Consider the following 15,289-nt stretch of genomic DNA (forward strand, 5'->3'; position numbering starts at 1 on the left):
GGCCCGCCCTTGTTCGTGCAGACGCTGATGGCCCTGATCCGTTTCAACAAACCTTTCGGTGTGCTGTGCCAGTTCACCGATCAACGGGCGCCAGTGGCGCGGCCGACCTTGTCGGACCATATCGATTTGCCCGGCGTGTATCCGGCCGGGCGTCTGGACCAGGACAGCGAAGGCCTGCTGCTGCTCACCGATGATGGCCGTCTGCAGGCACAGATCGCCGATCCGCGCTTCAAGCTGCCGAAAACCTATCTGGTGCAGGTGGAAGGCGATCCCCCAGATGCGGCGCTTGATCGCCTGCGCCGCGGCGTGACACTGAAGGATGGTCCGACCCGGCCGGCGCTGGTGGAGGCGATCGCGCCGCCCGACCTGTGGCCCCGCGATCCACCGGTGCGGTTCCGCAAGACCGTCCCCGACTGCTGGTTGCGCATCACGATCAGCGAAGGTCGCAACCGCCAGGTGCGGCGCATGACGGCCGCCATCGGCCACCCGACTCTGCGCCTCGTGCGATGGCGCATCGGCGACTGGACATTGGATGGATTGGCACCGAGCGCCTGGGACCTCGTGCCCGGCGTTTAGGTCAGATCATTCCCACTCGATGGTGCCGGGCGGCTTCGACGTATAGTCGTACACGACGCGATTGATGCCCTTCACCTCGTTGACGATGCGGGTGGCGGTACGGGTCAGGAAGCTGGCGTCGAACGGATAGACATCCGCCGTCATGCCATCCACGCTGGTGACGGCGCGTAAGCCGCACACCCGGTCATAGGTCCGGCCGTCGCCCATCACACCCACGGTGCGGACGGGCAGCAGCACGGCGAACGCCTGCCAGATCTCGTCATACAGGCCGGCCTTGCGGATCTCGTCCAGATAGACGGCATCGGCCTTGCGCAGCGTGTCGCAGGCCTCCTTGGTGACTTCGCCGGGGATGCGGATGGCAAGGCCGGGGCCGGGGAACGGGTGGCGGCCGACGAAGGCCGGCGGCAGGCCCAGTTCCACGCCCAGCCGGCGCACCTCATCCTTGAACAGTTCGCGCAAGGGCTCGACCAGCTTCATGTTCATGCGTTCCGGAAGGCCGCCGACATTGTGGTGGCTCTTGATGGTCACGCTCGGCCCGCCAGTGAACGACACGCTTTCGATGACATCGGGATAGAGCGTGCCCTGCGCGAGGAAATCGGCGCCGCCGATCTTCTTGGCCTCGGCTTCGAACACTTCGATGAAGGTCTTGCCGATGAACTTGCGCTTGGCTTCCGGATCGGTGACGCCGGCCAGGCCATCCAGGAACAGGTCCTCGGCCTCCACATGGACCAGCGGGATATGATAATGTTCGCGGAACAGGGTGACGACCTGTTCGGCCTCGCCCAGCCGCATCAGGCCATGATCGACGAACACGCAGGTCAGTTGATCGCCAATGGCTTCGTGGATCAGCACGGCGGCCACGGCCGAATCGACGCCGCCTGACAGCCCGCAGATCACCCGCGCATCACCGACCTGTTCGCGGATCTCGGCAATTTTCGAGGCCCGGAATCCCGCCATCGACCAGCTCGGCGTGATGCCGCAAACATTGATGGCGAAATTCTTCAGCAGTGCCGCGCCATCGGGCGTGTGCACCACCTCCGGGTGGAACTGCACACCATAGCGCCGGGCGTCATCGTCGGCGATGGCGGCAAACGGCGCCCCGGCACTGGTAGCCACCGCGCGGAAACCTTCCGGAATCGCCTCGATGCGGTCGCCATGGCTCATCCACACCGTCGGGCGGTCGCCCTTCGCCCATACACCTGCGAAGAACGCGCAATCATCGACGATATCGATCTCGGCGCGGCCGAATTCGCGATGGTCGGACGCGATGACCGCGCCGCCAAGCTGATGGCACAGCGCCTGTTCACCATAGCAGATCGCCAGCAACGGCACGCCCGCGTCCAGCACCGCATCGGGGATGCGCGGACCATCCTGGTCACTGATATTGGCCGGGCTGCCCGACAGAATCACGCCCTTGGGCTGCATCCGTTGATACGCCTCGGCCCCCTTGGCGAACGGCACGATTTCACAATAAACGCCGGCTTCGCGGGTACGCCGGGCGATCAACTGTGTCACCTGGCTGCCGAAATCGAGGATGAGGATGGAATCGTCGGGCGTGTGCATCGCGAGCGTTTAAGGCGTCACCGCATCGTGTGCAACCACCAGCGGCGCCAGCATGTCGCGCCAGGCATCCGGCAGCGCCAGTGGCCGTCGCGATACCCGATCCACATAGACATGCACGAAATGCCCCTCGGCCGCCGGCGCGTCTTGGCCCGCCGTGAACAGCCCGACTTCCCAGCGCACGCTGCTGTTGCCCAGTTTGCCGATGCGTAAATGCGCTTCGACGGTTTCAGGAAACGCCACCGATCGGTGGTATCGGCAGCCGGTTTCCACCACCAGGCCGATGGGGTTGCCGTGCAGGATGTCGAGCAACCCCGCCTCGACCAGCCAGGCGTTTACCGCGGTGTCAAACCACGAATAATAAACCACATTGTTGACATGCCCGTAGGCATCATTGTCCATCCAGCGCGTCGGGATGGCGCGCATCGTGCGGTAATCGCTGCGGCTGCTCATCACTGCCCTCTGCCAGCGAATGGCGGCGGCGAAAAGCCCCCTCCTGCCGCCACTCAGGCAGCAGCGATGGCCGCCAGGATCTCCTCCGTCGGGTGCCCGGTCATCACCTTGGCGATTTCGCCCACTACCCGCTTTTGGACTTCGGTGTGGTAGGCCTTGCGCAATTCCCCCAGCGTGCGCGGCGCTGCGACGATGATCACCGCGTCCATGCGGCCCGCCAGCACCTCCCGCTTCAGATGATCGGCCGCGTCGGCCGCAAATCGATCCTCATCCAGTTGTTTGAGATCGGTCTGCTCATAACTGGAGCGGCCGGGCGAAAAGCTTTGGAAACTCGTTCCTGGCTGCTCATTCTGCCGATCAACAACATCCGGCCCCGTCTGCTCGCGTTGCTCGACCGGCGCCAGCGACGGCTCTGCAGCGCTGCCCTCGTTCACCAGCATCAGCATGCGACCGCCATCGATCACCAGCACATGCGCGTTTGCGGGAATATCCATGTCAATTGCTCCATCTCGCAAAATTGACATTTACCACGCCGGCCACCGCCGCCCAAGGCCACACCCGCAATTGACGACGAAGCGACGCAACAACGGCGATCAAAGCCACCAAACAACAAAAACCCCGGCGGTGAGGCCGGGGTTCTTGGTCGTTGTCGGCGCGATGGTGGAGCCTAACGGGATCGAACCGTTGACCTCTACAATGCCATCGTAGCGCTCTCCCAGCTGAGCTAAGGCCCCCTACCAGATATCGCGCCGTCGTATCCCTGCGCCACTGTTTCCAGCAACATCGGGAGCGGCCGATTAGGCGAAACATTCTGGCCACGCAAGCCAAAAACGTTCGCCACGTCGGCCGAAGGGATCAATTATCCTCTTCCTGGCCTTCCGACACGACGCCCAGATCATCGTCGTCGCCCAGATCGACATCGGCATCGGCCTGGCCGGCTTCCACATCGGTGTCGAGATCCAGATCCTCATCCACCGCCACGGCCGGGTCTTCACCAGCGGCAACCTGCGGCTTGGCCTGTTCGAACGGCGTCGTCTGCTTGGATTTCAGAATCGGTTCTGGCGCCCAGGCAAAGCCGCAGCTGATGCAGGCCACTGGATCATCCTTGCCCAGATCATAGAATCGCGTGTTGCATTTCGGGCAGGCACGCTTGGTGCCCCATTCAGGCTTGACCATATCGTCTCCGTGCTGCTGCGGCACCGGCACCGCAGCAAATGGCAAGAGCCGGACGGCAGATACCGGTCCGGCGAAGGCAGGCGCATTGCCACAGCCGGCAAGCCCTGTCAAAGCGCGCCCCGATGACTCACGCGTCCGGAACAGCCCAACCGCTCAGCCTGTCCACCGCTGGCCTGCTGGCCGGCACGGTGACGGTGCCCGGCGACAAATCGATCAGCCACCGCGCCATCATGCTGGGTGCGCTGGCGGTGGGCGAAACCCGCATCACCGGCCTGCTGGAGGGGGAAGATGTGCTGGCCACCGCTGCAGCGATGCGGGCGATGGGCGCGCAGATCGAGCGGCAGGACAGCGGCAACTGGCACGTGCACGGCGTTGGTGTCGGCGGCTTGCTGCAGCCAATGCAGGCGCTCGACATGGGCAACAGCGGCACGTCCACGCGGCTGTTGATGGGCCTGATCGCATCGCATCCGATCACCGCGACATTCGTGGGTGACGCCAGCCTTTCCGGCCGGCCGATGGGCCGGGTAATCACGCCGCTATCGCTGATGGGCGCCGCCATCACAGCAACGCCGGGCGCAAATGGCCGGCAGACGTTGCCGCTCACCATCACCGGCCTGTGCCCGGCCGTGGCGCTGGAATATACGCTGCCTGTCGCTTCGGCGCAGGTGAAGTCTGCCGTGCTCCTCGCCGGCCTCAACACGCCCGGCAACACGGTGGTGATCGAACCCATCGCGACGCGCGATCACAGCGAGCGCATGCTGGCCGGCTTCGGCGCGCAGCTGACCGTTGCCGAATCACCGCAGGGCCGCATCATCACCCTGCATGGCGAGGCCGAACTGCGCCCGCAAGACATTGTCGTGCCCGGCGATCCCTCATCGGCCGCCTTCCCGATGGTCGCCGCGCTGATCGTGCCGGGCAGCGACATCGTCATCCGCAATGTCGGCATCAATCCCACCCGCGCCGGCTTGATCCGCGTGCTGCAGGCGATGGGCGGCAATATCAGCCTGCTCAATGAACGCACCGTCGGCGGCGAGCCGGTGGCCGATCTGCACGTCCGCCACAGCGCGCTCACCGGCATCGAGGTGCCCCCAGACGGGGCGCCCAGCATGATCGACGAGTATCCGATCCTGTTCGTCGCGGCAGCCAATGCCGTCGGTACCACCACCATGCGCGGGCTGGAGGAGCTGCGCGTGAAGGAATCAGACCGAATCGCCGTCATGGCGCAGGGCCTTGGCGCCTGTGGTGTCGCCTGCGAGGAACTATCCGATGGACTGATCGTCCAGGGCCAAGGCGGCGATCCGCTTCCCGGTGGCGCCACGGTTGCCGCCCGGCTTGATCACCGGATTGCCATGAGCTTTGCCGTGCTTGGCCTCAACGCCGCTCGGCGCGTGACGATCGATGATGCCCGTCCGATCGCGACCAGCTTTCCGACGTTTGTGCCGATGCTGCGGGAACTGGGCGCAACAGTTCGCAATTGATCGCGGCGGCCGCGCCGCCAGCGCCATAGAGCAGCGCCGGCCGTCCCATGCGCGCCCGCTCCGCCGGATTGCCCAACACGGTGCGTACCGCTGCCACAATCGCCGCGGTTTCGCAGCCGACCAGCCGTGCATTGCCGCTGGCCACGCCTTCTGGCCGTTCGGTGGCACCCCGCAGTACCAGGCATGGCAGCCCCAGCGCCGGCGCTTCTTCCTGCACCCCGCCCGAATCGGTGAGCACCAGTGCCGCCCGGCCCATCAGCGCCACGAACGGAGCATAAGTCAGCGGGGGCAACAGGTGCACATGCGCGCGCCCATCCAGCACCGCACGCACCGGGCCTGACACCGCCGGGCTGGGATGCACCGGCACGATCACCTCCGCCTCGCCCGCCAACTCCGCCAATGCCGCCAGCACGCCCATCAACCGGGCGCCCTGGTTCTCCCGGCGATGAACGGTCGCCAATATCCACGGTCGGCCGGTCGGCACTTGCGCCACCGGTGCCAACGCAGACGCCGCCAACTGCGCATCCCCCGCCAGCCGCGCCTGCATCAGCAACAGCGCATCAATGCCGCTGTTGCCCGTCACATGCACGCCGGTGCGCACTCCCTCTGCCGCCAGTGCTGCGGCCGCGGCAGCGGTTGGCGCGAAATGCAGCTGCGCCATCTGCGCGACCATCTTGCGGTGCATCTCTTCTGGATGGGGATCATCGCTGCCCGTTCGCAGCCCGGCCTCGACATGCGCCAGCCGCACCCCGGCATAGCGCGCCGCCATCGCACCCGCGAGCGTGGAGCTGGTATCGCCCTGCACCACAACAATATCCGGCGCCTGCTGCCGCATCACATCCGCGAGCATCGGCAGCAACGGCCCCACGACGGCATCGGGCGTTGCTGCCATCGCACCAAGATCATGATCGGCCCGCAAGCCAAATTCGGCCAGCGCTTCGCCAAACATCGCGCGATGCTGCCCTGTCGCCACCAGAACCGGCGCCAGCCCCCGCCCGCGCAAATCCAGCAGCAGCGGGGCGATCTTCACCGCTTCGGGGCGGGTGCCGGCCACGAACATTATGCGCGGCGCGCCCGCGGGCGTTAACGCAAACATGGAATCCGGGGCCATTGCTCACCTGTGCGCAACAACTGACCCGATCACCATACTGGCGCAACTTGTTCGGCCTGCCAACCCGGCCTGTGCAGTTACTCGTATCGAAGAAATTCCGATTTCAATTTGGCAGTTCAGGTGTAACTTCCATGCATTGTTGGTCTCAACGAAAGACAGTGCCGTGGCGAACCCGTTGACCGGCGTGAAAGATGCGGTGTTCCGTTGGTTCGAGCCGGCAAGCATCGCCTTCATCCTGATCGTCTGGAGCCTGCTGCCGCCCGATCTCGCCAGCAACCCGATGACGATCTTCTGGGCCGGCATCGCCACCAAGGCGGTGATCCTCGCCCTGGAATTCGTGCACGAACGCCATGCCGGCTGGCGGCTCAACCGCCGCGAACTGCTCACCGATCTCTTCTACGTCGTGCTGGCCTACACGGTCGTCCAATATGCCAATGATCATGTCACCGACGCTGGCCTGTTGGCGCTGAAGCAATCGCTCGGCATCGCCACGCCGGGGCTGATGAACCTGCCCGTGGCGGTGCAGGCGCTGCTGATCGTCTTCATCATCGAACTTGGGCAATATTGGCTGCACCGCGGTATGCACAATTGGCGCCCGTTGTGGCTGCTGCACGCGCCGCATCATCATATCACCCAATTGAACGCGCTAAAGGGGGTGGTGGGCAATCCACTCGAACTGTTCCTGGTGTTTGCATCGGTGGTGGCGCTGTTCGATTTCTCGCTGCCAGCGCTGTTTTGCGCCGGTCACTTGCTCACCGCGATTACCTGCTTTGCCCACGCCAATGTGCGGTTCAATCCGCCGGCCTGGTATGCCCACATCTTCACCACCATCGCGCACCACAGCTTGCATCACAGCGTCGCCTACGAAGACACACGCTGCAACTATGCCAACGCCCTGATTCTGCTCGATCGCCTGTTCGGGACCTTCCGCACTGGCGAGACCGACACCGTCGGCCAGGACGGCCGCCGCCGGCTGAGCATCCGCGAACAGATGCTGTTCCCCGTGTTGCCAGAGATCAACGGCGCCCGCAGCAGCGCCGGCCAGATCATCTAGGCGCGCCGATTCGCCCAGGTTTCGGCCACAACGACAGGCTGTGCGCATCATGCGCGCTGGTCCACAATCCGGCAGGTGTGTAGCGCAGCGCGCCGCTGCCCACCGGTTTGCCCAACCGCGCAAGGATCGCCAGCGACTGCGCATCGATCGCCACCAGTTCCTGATCATCGGTGGTGCGCACCCACACCCTGCCGCCGCCAGTGTCGATATCGCCATAGGTCAACCGCGCGCCGATCTTCACGCGCCCACTGACAATGCCCCGCACCGGATCGATGCGCGCCAGCGTGCCGTCGCCCTGTTCCTGTACCCACACCGCGCCTTCGCCCGCCGCCAGAAAGCCCGGCTGCCGGCCCAGAGCGATGCGCATCGTCACGCGATTGCTGGCCGGATCGATGCGCTGCAGCACGGCGCCAGCACTGCTCACGGCCCACAGCGCGCCATGGCCAAACGCCAGATAACTGGTGCCCGGCGCCACCGCGATTCGCGCGGTGATAATGCCCGCCACTGGATCGACGCGCGCGATCTCGCCGTTCGCATCGCTGGCCACCCACACCGATCCGGCACCGGCCACGACGTTCAATTCGCCCGCCGGGTCGGCAATGCCGGTTGCCACCGAATGCGTGCGCATCGCCGTGCGCGTGTCGACCCGGTGTATGGCCCGCTCCGCGCAATCTGCCACCCACAGCCCGCCGCCGATGATCGCCATCGCCCCACACGGCTTCGGCAGCGCCACACTGGCCAGCCGCCCCTGCCGTCCCCATTGCTCGACCCGGCCCGTGTTGGTCATCCAGACACTCTTGCCGTCCACGACCAGAAAATCGCCATAGCCGGCAACGTGCTGCACCTCGGTCTGCTGCGCCGCGACTGATGGTAGCGGCGCGAAGACCAGGGCGGCAATCATGATGATCGGCAGGCGCACTGTGGATCCCCTAGCGCTATAAGTTCGCAAACTTCACGCCTCCCCGCAACCAAGTCGGCCCCTTGCTCCTGCTGCACCCGCCCGCTAACTCCCACGCGTGAATACCCCCTCCCCCCTTGTCATTGCCGTCGATGGCCCTGCCGCCAGCGGCAAGGGCACCATCGCCAAGGCGCTGGCCAATCACTACGGTCTGCCGTTCATGGACACCGGCAAGCTCTACCGCGCTTGCGGGCTGGCGGTGCGCCTGGCCGGCCATGATCCCTATGACGCCGATGCTGCCACCGAAGCTGCGCGCCAGATCGACACCCGGTTGCTCGATGATGCTGATCTGATGAGTGCGCTGAACAGCGATTATGCCTCCATCGTCTCCAGCCACCCCGGCGTGCGTGCCGCACTGTTCGAAACGCAGCAGACCTTTGCGCGCCAACCGGGCGGCGCCGTGCTGGATGGCCGCGATATCGGCACGGTGATCGCGCCCGATGCGCCGGCCAAATTGTTCGTCACGGCCGCGCCGGAGATTCGCGCCCAACGCCGGCATGCCGAGCAGGCCGCGCGCGGCGCGCCGCATACGCTGGCGGATGTACTGGCCGACATACGGGCTCGCGATGCCCGCGATTCCGGGCGCTCTGCCGCGCCGCTGCTGCGTGCCCCGGATGCTGCCTTGCTTGACACCAGCAATCTCAGTATAGGCGCGGCCGTTGCTGCTGCGATTGCGCTTGTCGAAAGTGCCGTCCAGCGCGGCGGCCGCTGATCATCGGCGCCCCGGCAGAAGACCCGAAAGGGCCTGCGCGGGCGCTTCTGGTTTCCGGTGAATAAACTTGAGCGGCTGGCATGGTGCCACCGCGACGGCGATGAACGGCGGGCAATGGTGCCACGTCGATGGGTTTGATGGCAGAATTTTCACCATCCCGGCCCGTGAATGCAAGGTGTTTGACTGTCTATGGCGACTTCTGCCCAACCGACGCGCGATGATTTCGCGGCAATGCTCGATGCCACGCTCGGCAAGAATCAGAGTTTCGAAGGCCGCGTTGTCCGCGGCGTCGTCACCGCAATCGAAAATGAATTTGCCGTCATCGACGTCGGCCTGAAGAGCGAAGGCCGCATCCCGCTGCGCGAATTTGCCGATCTGAACGGCAACGTCGAACTGAACGCCGGCGATGAAGTGGAAGTGTTCGTCGATCGCGTTGAAAACGCCAATGGCGAAGCGATGTTGAGCCGCGACCGCGCCCGCCGCGAAGCCAGCTGGGATGCGCTCGAAAACAAATTTGCCGCCGGTGAGCGCGTTGAAGGCGTGATCTTCGGCCGCGTGAAGGGCGGCTTCACTGTCGACCTCGGCGGCGCCGTGGCCTTCCTGCCCGGCAGCCAGGTCGATATCCGCCCGGTGCGCGATGTCACCCCGCTGATGAACCTGCCGCAGCCGTTCCAGGTGCTGAAGATGGACCGCAAGCGCGGCAACATCGTGGTGTCGCGCCGCTCGATCCTCGAAGAATCGCGCGCCGAAGCCCGCACCGGCCTGATCAGCAGCCTGGCCGAAGGCCAGATCGTTGACGGCACCGTGAAGAACATCACCGATTACGGCGCGTTCGTGGACCTGGGCGGCATCGATGGCCTGCTCCACGTCACCGACATGAGCTACAAGCGCGTCAACCATCCTTCCGAAGTGCTGAACATCGGCGACGTGTTGCGTGTGCAGATTGTGCGCATCAACCGCGAAACCCAGCGCATCAGCCTGGGCATGAAGCAGCTGGAAGCCGATCCGTGGACGACGGCCGCTGCCAAATATGCCGTGGAAACCCGCCACAAGGGCCGCGTTACCAACATCACCGAATATGGCGCCTTCGTCGAACTCGAAGCCGGAATCGAAGGCCTGGTGCACGTGTCCGAAATGTCGTGGGTCAAGAAGAACGTCCACCCCGGCAAGATCGTTTCGACCAGCCAGGAAGTCGAAGTCGTCGTTCTGGAAGTCGACGAGGAAAAGCGCCGCATCAGCCTGGGCCTCAAGCAGGCGCAGCGCAATCCGTGGGAAGTGTTTGCCGAAACCAACCCGGTGGGCAGCATCGTCGAGGGCGAAGTCAAGAACGCCACCGAATTCGGCCTGTTCATCGGGCTGGATGGCGATGTCGACGGCATGGTGCACATGAGCGACATCGCGTGGGGCATGACCGGCGAAGGCGCCCTGTCCCGCCATCACAAGGGCGAGCGCGTCTCGGCCCGCGTGCTGGAAGTGGACATCGAGAAGGAGCGCATCAGCCTGGGCATCAAGCAGCTTGATGAGACGGCTCCGGGCCCGGTGGTGCGCAACAACACCGGCGCCGATTGGAAGAAGAACGACGTGGTCACCGCCACGGTTGTCGCGGCCCGCGACGGCGGTCTGGATGTCCAGATTGGCGAAGATGGTCCGGTGGTGTTCATCAAGCGCGGCGATCTGAGCCGCGACCGTGACGAGCAGAAGGCCGAACGCTTCCAGCCCGGTCAGAAGGTCGACACGATGGTTGTCGGCTTCGAAAAGGGCCGCAAGCCGATGCTGAGCATCAAGGCGCTGCAGATCAACGAGGAAAAGGAAGCCGTTGCCCAGTTCGGCACCTCGGATTCGGGTGCCACGCTCGGCAACATCCTCGGCGCGGCCTTCAACAAGGCCCGCGAGGACGCCGAAAAGAGCTGATCAACGGCATAGCCGCATTACAAAACGCCCCGGCAGCAGCCTGCCGGGGCGTTTTTTGCTGGACATCAAAAGGTCAGATACGCAAAATGTGACAGCGAGGTTGCATTTTTCGCGGCCAGCCCTTGACCGCCTGCCCGGTATCAATAAACTTGATATCAATAACAGGGGGTGGCGCAACGGCGCCAAGCGAGGAACGCCAACATGATCCGGTCCGAATTGGTTGCCGTCATCGCTGAACAGAATCCGCATCTTACCATCCGCGACGTGGAAGGGATTGTGGGCACGGTTTTCGATGAAATCACTGATGCACTGGCGCAAGGCCGCCGCGTGGAACTGCGCGGCTTCGGCGCGTTTTCCACCCGCGCCCGCGAAGCCCGCACCGGGCGCAACCCGCGGACCGGCGACGCCGTGAAAGTCGACGCCAAGCGCGTACCCTATTTCAAGCCCGGCAAGGAATTGCGCGAGCGGCTGAACGGCTGAGCAGTTGAGACGAACCACCGGCAGCGCGCTTGCTGCCTGCTGCTCCGCCTCCTATCACGCTGCCCAGGCGGGCGATATCAAAGGCCCTCATCCTTGCGGGCGTGGCGGAACCGGTAGACGCAGCGGACTTAAAATCCGCTTTCCCATGGAAGTGCGGGTTCGAGTCCCGCCGCCCGCACCATTATTGTGAAGCGCGGCGAACGCGCCGACCCCCAACTCGCTTCCGCTGCGCTTTGTTGGGCCTGATGGTGAAGGCCCGCAACAAGACCCATTCCGTCACTGGGCAGTCTCCGCCGCGCGACACCGCTCGGCCGGCACCGGCGCCGGCGCCTGGTCCGGCGCCATAAGATACAGCATCGGCCGCTCCACATCGATGATCGCGCGATGCTCGGTCAGCACATCCTGCCCGATGATGCCGGCCACCTTGGCACCGGCCGCGACCCCAAGCGGTTCCAGCAATTGGCCGAGATCGGCAAGCACGACACGCTCCTGCCGAATCGCGATCTGCCCGATTGCGAAACTGTCGATGCCCGCCAATTGCGCCTGCGCCCCCGGCGGCGCGATGATGTTGGCGCCAAGGCCAAACACGCCCTTGTTGGCGGGATCGATGCCCAGGGCCTTGGCCTGCCCCAGCGTCACCACAGTCACATTGGCGCCTGTGTCCAGTACGAAATTGCCACTCACCGCATTGATGCGCGCTTCCACCAGATGATGCCCGGTTCGCACCACGCGCAGCGGGATCGCGGTGTACCCTAACAGGCACAGCGCATGATCGACCGTCCCGGCCTCCCGCGGCCGGTATGCGGGCGCCGGCGCCGCCGCCAGATCGCACCCACTCAGCCCAGCCAGCGCCAGGCTCACCAAAATCTTTTTCAACATGTCCATCCAACCATCGTTTGACGCCTGCGGTTCCGGAACCATCCGCCGCCCTGCCGGTCGGTTTGGCCAACGGCTGCCACTAAATTGTTCAGCATGTTCCAAATGACCCACCTGTCTTCCAGCACTTGGCGCCCGCCTTCGTGTTTCCCGCCTGAGCAGACGCTCACTGGATGACCGGCCAGATGCCGCCCCCGGATGGCGGGAGGCCGGTCGATGGCGAGTTGCGGCTGCGACCCCGTGGCAAACCTCCCCCGAATCGCGCCGGGATGTGGCTTATCGATGGCCGATATTGCCGCATTCCCTTGCAAAGAAGCCACCGAGGCCCGATTATGAACATTAGGCAATCGCGACGTGGGATTGATTCTGCGGATTGCATGGGCTGCGCGCTGCAGACATGCTATAGAGTTGCTGATGTGTTTTGCCATCAATTGGTGGTGGCAGGGGAATGATGATGTCCGACGGGAATGCCTGGATCGAAATCGTGCTGCTGGCGATGCTGGCCGCGTTCATCGGTCTTCGGCTGGTGTCGGTGCTTGGCAAACGCACCGGGCAGGAGCGGCCGATCGGCGACAGCTTCCGCCCCAGCGCCGAATTGGTGCCGGCCCCGCGCCGCGAAGCCGATCGGCCGGTCCGCGGTCGTCTGGTGCTGCCTGCCGGGACGGATGCCGCGCTGCAACCGATCCTGGAAGATATTGCGGCTGCAGATGTTGGTTTCGTACCGGAAAAATTCCTGGACGGCGCGCGTTTTGCCTACGGCATGATCCTGGAGGCGTTTTGGGCCGGCAATCTCGGCACGCTGCATGGTCTGGCGTCAGATGAAGTGCTCGACAATCTCGGCGCTGCCATCGACGCGCGCGGCGGTGGCCGGCTGGACAACCGGCTGGAGGCCATTGATGCCGCGGTCATCCACGGCGCTGATCTGGTCGGCACCATGGTGGAAGTGACCGTGCGCTTCACGGCCCGCGTGTCGACCGCCGATGGTGAAACGCAAAGCCATGATGTGTGGACGTTCAGCCGCTTGGCTGGCAGCCCGGATCCGGCGTGGGTGCTGATTGCCACCGACAACGAAGCCGACAGCAGTGACATGCTGCCCGATCAGCACGACTGACAACGAACGGCATCGCAGGACAGACAGTTGATGCGCCAGACCATCGCGCTGGCGTCGCTGTTGTTGGTCGCAGCTTGCGCCGGCAAGCCTGAGCGGCCGGCGCCGCAAACGCCGGCGCCCCCTGCTGCACAGGCGCCCGCCGCGCCCACTCCGGCACCATCGCCGCCCCTGCCAGCCCGCGCTGGCGATGTTGGCGTGGCCCGCGCCGAACTGCCCGCTCTGCCTCATGCTGCCGCGGCGCTCACCGCCTTTCGCCGCTCCTGCCCAGCGCTGCTGCGCAGGGAAGATCTGTCTGGCCTGACCACGGCAGCTGACTGGCAGCCGGCCTGCATCGCCGCAGCCAATGTTACCCCCGGCGCCGAAGCTGCTTTCTTCCAGCAATATTTCACCGCCATCAGCGTGGCCGGCGGAGATGGCTTTGCCACCGGCTATTATGAACCGGAAATCGCTGCCAGCCGCACCCGGGCGCCCGGCTATGATGTACCGATCTATCGCCGCCCGCCCGATCTGATCGACGTGCCACTGGGCGATTTCGCTACCAGCCTGAAAGGCCGCACCGTGCGCGGCCGCGTGGCTGGCAACAAACTGGTGCCCTATGCCACCCGCGCCGACATAAGCGCCGGTGCGCTCGCCGGCCGCGGGCTGGAAATTGCCTGGGCCGCCGATCCTTACGAAGCCTTTTTCCTCGAAATACAGGGCAGCGGTCGGTTGCGGTTGCCCGATGGCGAGGTGCTGCGTATCGGCTATGATGGCCAGAACGGCCGCGATTATCTCGCCATCGGCCGGCTGCTGATCGAACAGGGCCGATTGGAGCGTGGCAAGGCCGGCATGGCACAGATACTTGCCTGGCTGCGCGCCAATCCGGCCGATGCGCCGGCCGTGTTGAACGCCAACGGCTCCAAGATTTTCTTCCGCATTTTGAACGGTGAAGGCCCGATCGGTGCGCTGAATGTGCCGGTCACACCGCGGGTCAGCGTTGCTGCCGATCCGGCGTTCATCCCGCTCGGCGCGCCGTTGCTGGTCGATACAATCTTCACCCGCAGCGGCGAACGGTTTGTGGCGTTGATGGTGGCGCAAGACACCGGCGGTGCCATCAAGGGTGCCAACCGCATCGATCTGTTTCTGGGCGCCGGCGCAGACGCTGCCGCCACCGCCGGCGCCCAATCATCGCCGGCCCGGATCATCCTGCTGATTCCCACCAGCGCCGCCTCGCGCCTGATCAACTGATGCGCCGGTTGACGGCCCACGAACGCGCGTTGTGGGCGCGGGTCGCGGCCAGTGTGAAGCCCCTGCCCGGCCGCGAAGTGCCGAAGCTGCCGGCAGTTCCCACCCCAGCCCCGGCGCCAGCTCCGGTTCAGCCGCCGGCAAAAGCCGCGCTGGCGCCGGGGCTGCCGCGTCGCCCCACCGCACCAACAACAAAGCCCAAGCCCCCCCACCCGCTCGGCGCTTCGCTGGATGGCAGTTGGGACCGCCAGATCGCCCGCGGCCGGCTGGCGCCGGATCGCATCATCGATCTGCACGGCCACACGGTTGCCACCGCGCACGGCGTGCTGGCCAGCGCCATCGTGGCTGGTGATGGCGCGCGGGTGATCCTGGTGATTACCGGCAAGGGCCGCCCCGATCGCCCGGCGCGCATCCGCGATGAGCTGATGCACTGGCTTGAGCGCCCCGATCTGCGCCCCCATGTCGCCTCGCTGCGCAATGCCCATCCGCGCCACGGTGGCAGCGGTGCCTTCTACATCATCCTGCGGCGACCAAAGTAGGCGGCCCTAGCGCGAAGGGCAGTCGGCGGCAATTCGCTCTGCCGCTAAGACTCGACTCGCAAGGGAGAAT

Annotated in this window: 16 protein-coding genes and 2 tRNA genes; 10 read left to right on the forward strand and 8 right to left on the reverse strand. The window is 65.1% G+C overall.

Going from position 1 to position 15,289, the window contains the following annotated elements; genetic code table 11:
* Positions 1 to 27: 27 nt before the first annotated feature.
* Positions 28 to 576 (forward strand): pseudouridine synthase, encoded by a 549-nt coding sequence (locus tag ACTIEZ_RS11740; protein ID WP_439546868.1) that lies wholly within the window; start codon positions 28 to 30, stop codon positions 574 to 576.
* 6 nt (positions 577 to 582) lie between these two features.
* Here the strand turns inward: ACTIEZ_RS11740 and guaA are convergent, their stop codons facing one another.
* The 5 genes from guaA to ACTIEZ_RS11765 form a co-directional block, all read right to left on the reverse strand.
* The gene (guaA, locus tag ACTIEZ_RS11745; protein ID WP_439546869.1) at positions 583 to 2,139 is read right to left on the reverse strand and encodes a glutamine-hydrolyzing GMP synthase; all 1,557 of its coding nucleotides are present in this window, start codon (positions 2,137 to 2,139) and stop codon (positions 583 to 585) included.
* Positions 2,140 to 2,148: 9 nt separating this feature from the next.
* Entirely contained in the window at positions 2,149 to 2,589 is a 441-nt protein-coding gene (locus ACTIEZ_RS11750; protein ID WP_439546870.1) for an acyl-CoA thioesterase, read from the reverse strand.
* 53 nt (positions 2,590 to 2,642) lie between these two features.
* Complete coding sequence (locus ACTIEZ_RS11755) at positions 2,643 to 3,083, reverse strand: host attachment family protein (protein WP_439546871.1); 441 nt, start codon at positions 3,081 to 3,083, stop codon at positions 2,643 to 2,645.
* 164 nt (positions 3,084 to 3,247) lie between these two features.
* Positions 3,248 to 3,323 (reverse strand) — tRNA-Ala (locus ACTIEZ_RS11760).
* Between the two features lie 121 nt (positions 3,324 to 3,444).
* Entirely contained in the window at positions 3,445 to 3,765 is a 321-nt protein-coding gene (locus ACTIEZ_RS11765; RefSeq protein ID WP_439546956.1) for a TIGR02300 family protein, read from the reverse strand.
* Between the two features lie 122 nt (positions 3,766 to 3,887).
* Here ACTIEZ_RS11765 and aroA point away from each other — a divergent pair, with 122 nt between their 5' ends.
* The gene (aroA, locus tag ACTIEZ_RS11770) at positions 3,888 to 5,243 is read left to right on the forward strand and encodes a 3-phosphoshikimate 1-carboxyvinyltransferase (protein WP_439546872.1); all 1,356 of its coding nucleotides are present in this window, start codon (positions 3,888 to 3,890) and stop codon (positions 5,241 to 5,243) included.
* Here aroA and wecB read toward each other — a convergent pair.
* A complete protein-coding gene (gene wecB, locus ACTIEZ_RS11775) occupies positions 5,137 to 6,297 on the reverse strand; it encodes a non-hydrolyzing UDP-N-acetylglucosamine 2-epimerase (protein WP_439546873.1) in 1,161 nt (386 codons plus the stop codon). The two genes, aroA and wecB, sit on opposite strands and share 107 nt — an antisense overlap.
* A 220-nt stretch (positions 6,298 to 6,517) precedes the next feature.
* Here wecB and ACTIEZ_RS11780 point away from each other — a divergent pair, with 220 nt between their 5' ends.
* Complete coding sequence (locus tag ACTIEZ_RS11780) at positions 6,518 to 7,408, forward strand: sterol desaturase family protein (protein WP_439546874.1); 891 nt, start codon at positions 6,518 to 6,520, stop codon at positions 7,406 to 7,408.
* On the opposite strand, the gene ACTIEZ_RS11785 is transcribed toward ACTIEZ_RS11780, so the two are convergent.
* On the reverse strand, positions 7,401 to 8,309 hold the full coding sequence (locus ACTIEZ_RS11785; RefSeq protein ID WP_439546957.1) for a Vgb family protein: 909 nt from the start codon (positions 8,307 to 8,309) through the stop codon (positions 7,401 to 7,403). The two genes, ACTIEZ_RS11780 and ACTIEZ_RS11785, sit on opposite strands and share 8 nt — an antisense overlap.
* A gap of 115 nt (positions 8,310 to 8,424) precedes the next feature.
* On the opposite strand from ACTIEZ_RS11785, the gene cmk reads away from it, so the two are divergent.
* The 4 genes from cmk (at position 8,425) to ACTIEZ_RS11805 (ending at position 11,650) form a co-directional block, all read left to right on the forward strand.
* On the forward strand, positions 8,425 to 9,078 hold the full coding sequence (gene cmk, locus ACTIEZ_RS11790) for a (d)CMP kinase (protein WP_439546875.1): 654 nt from the start codon (positions 8,425 to 8,427) through the stop codon (positions 9,076 to 9,078).
* Between the two features lie 189 nt (positions 9,079 to 9,267).
* Positions 9,268 to 10,989: a 30S ribosomal protein S1 gene (rpsA, locus tag ACTIEZ_RS11795; RefSeq protein WP_439546876.1), complete on the forward strand. Its 1,722-nt coding sequence runs from the start codon at positions 9,268 to 9,270 to the stop codon at positions 10,987 to 10,989.
* A gap of 201 nt (positions 10,990 to 11,190) precedes the next feature.
* On the forward strand, positions 11,191 to 11,469 hold the full coding sequence (gene ihfB, locus ACTIEZ_RS11800) for an integration host factor subunit beta (RefSeq protein ID WP_439546877.1): 279 nt from the start codon (positions 11,191 to 11,193) through the stop codon (positions 11,467 to 11,469).
* Positions 11,470 to 11,564: 95 nt separating this feature from the next.
* Positions 11,565 to 11,650, forward strand: a tRNA-Leu gene (locus ACTIEZ_RS11805).
* 95 nt (positions 11,651 to 11,745) lie between these two features.
* On the opposite strand, the gene ACTIEZ_RS11810 is transcribed toward ACTIEZ_RS11805, so the two are convergent.
* Entirely contained in the window at positions 11,746 to 12,348 is a 603-nt protein-coding gene (locus tag ACTIEZ_RS11810; RefSeq protein WP_439546878.1) for a retropepsin-like aspartic protease family protein, read from the reverse strand.
* A gap of 445 nt (positions 12,349 to 12,793) precedes the next feature.
* Between ACTIEZ_RS11810 and ACTIEZ_RS11815 the strand changes: the two genes are divergently transcribed.
* Genes ACTIEZ_RS11815 through ACTIEZ_RS11825 form a run of 3 tightly spaced genes read left to right on the forward strand, consistent with a single transcriptional unit; the run spans position 12,794 to position 15,219 of the window.
* Positions 12,794 to 13,456 carry a Tim44/TimA family putative adaptor protein gene (locus ACTIEZ_RS11815; protein WP_439546879.1) on the forward strand — a complete coding sequence of 221 codons (663 nt, stop codon included), beginning with the start codon at positions 12,794 to 12,796 and terminating at the stop codon, positions 13,454 to 13,456.
* 30 nt (positions 13,457 to 13,486) lie between these two features.
* A complete protein-coding gene (mltA, locus tag ACTIEZ_RS11820; protein ID WP_439546880.1) occupies positions 13,487 to 14,683 on the forward strand; it encodes a murein transglycosylase A in 1,197 nt (398 codons plus the stop codon).
* A complete protein-coding gene (locus ACTIEZ_RS11825) occupies positions 14,683 to 15,219 on the forward strand; it encodes a Smr/MutS family protein (RefSeq protein ID WP_439546881.1) in 537 nt (178 codons plus the stop codon). Before mltA ends, ACTIEZ_RS11825 begins: the two co-directional genes overlap by 1 nt.
* The last annotated feature ends 70 nt before the right edge of the window (positions 15,220 to 15,289 follow it).

The organism is Sandarakinorhabdus sp., assembly GCF_051860625.1.
GTDB lineage: Bacteria > Pseudomonadota > Alphaproteobacteria > Sphingomonadales > Sphingomonadaceae > Sandarakinorhabdus.